General features: G+C 58.3%; 1 protein-coding gene. It reads right to left on the reverse strand.

Going from position 1 to position 1,295, the window contains the following annotated elements; translation table 11 throughout:
- Positions 1-44: 44 nt before the first annotated feature.
- A complete protein-coding gene (locus HP499_RS24335) occupies positions 45-1,127 on the reverse strand; it encodes a PhoH family protein (RefSeq protein ID WP_172326586.1) in 1,083 nt (360 codons plus the stop codon).
- Positions 1,128-1,295 lie beyond the last annotated feature (168 nt).

A 1,295-nucleotide genomic window follows, 5' to 3' on the forward strand; every position in this document is an offset into this window, starting at 1 on the left:
GGCTTCATCCACCGCCACGCCGGACTCGTTGTTGACTTCAATGCTCATTGACGCTCTCCACGTTTGTAATGTGTGCCTGGTGCGTCCTTGCGGTGCGCATCATCCCAGGTGCTGTAGGCGGATACGATGTCGGCCACAAGGCGATGCCGTACGACGTCGGCTGCCTCGAGAATGGAGAAATTGACGTCGTCTATGCCAGTCAGGATCTCCCGGACAATCCGCAGGCCTGATGTCGCCCCAAGGGGAAGGTCTATCTGTGTGACGTCCCCGGTAACCACCATTTTTGAACCAAAACCGAGGCGCGTCAGGAACATCTTCATCTGTTCCGGCGTGGTGTTCTGAGCTTCATCAAGGATGATGAAGGCGTCATTCAGCGTACGTCCGCGCATGTAGGCCAAGGGTGCCACCTCAATGGTGCCCGCAGCCATCAGCCTCGGGATGGATTCAGGATCCATCATGTCGTGGAGGGCGTCATACAGCGGACGAAGGTACGGATCGATCTTGTCGCTCAACGTGCCGGGCAGGAACCCCAGCCGCTCCCCGGCTTCAACAGCCGGACGTGTCAGGATGATCCGGCTGACTTCCTTCATCTGGAGTGCCTGCACGGCTTTGGCCATGGCCAGGTACGTCTTGCCGGTACCGGCTGGACCGATACCAAAAATCACCGTGTTTGCGTCAATGGCATCCACATAGTTCTTCTGGTTCAGCGTCTTGGGCCGGATGGTCTTGCCCCGGCTGGAAAGAATGTTGTGGGTCAAGACATCAGCGGGATTCTGCACGGACTGCGTCCTCAACAGGGACACCAACTGCTGTAGGACGTCCGGGGTTACCAGGGTCCCCTTTGCCACCAACCCGCGGACTTCCTCAAGGAGGCGCATAATGCGGGGAATGACCGTGGAGGGGCCGGTCATGGAGAGTTCGTTGCCGCGAACGTGGAAATTTACGTCCTGGAACTGTTCCTCGATGTACCTCAGGGCTTCGTCATGGCTGCCCAGTGAGTGAACCATCTGGTCGGAGTTGTCGAAAGTGACAACTTCCGTGCGCGTGCCCGGTAAAGTGTGCGGGAACTCGTTGGGCGGCTGGTTGCCGTTTCCGGTCCTGAGCCGCCCGTTCAAAGATTCACTCATAGTGTTGGCCCTCAGGCCTTTTCTCCTCCGGTTATTAATAACGCCATCGATTCGACATCCCGGCAAAGGCTTTAACTGCCCGCGTTAATGCCGGAATGTCTCCAATCCTACGCCAGCGCGGCCTCTGGTGAACCTACCGGGCCAGCCTGATTCGGCGCCCCGGGCATG

The organism is Paenarthrobacter sp. CM16, from assembly GCF_013179505.1.
Classification (GTDB): domain Bacteria; phylum Actinomycetota; class Actinomycetes; order Actinomycetales; family Micrococcaceae; genus Arthrobacter.

What these genes read in the sequence shown, in the direction of transcription:
- HP499_RS24335 (WP_172326586.1), bottom strand. Translation starts at nt 1,127, where the DNA reads ATGAGTGAATCTTTGAACGGGCGGCTCAGGACCGGAAACGGCAACCAG.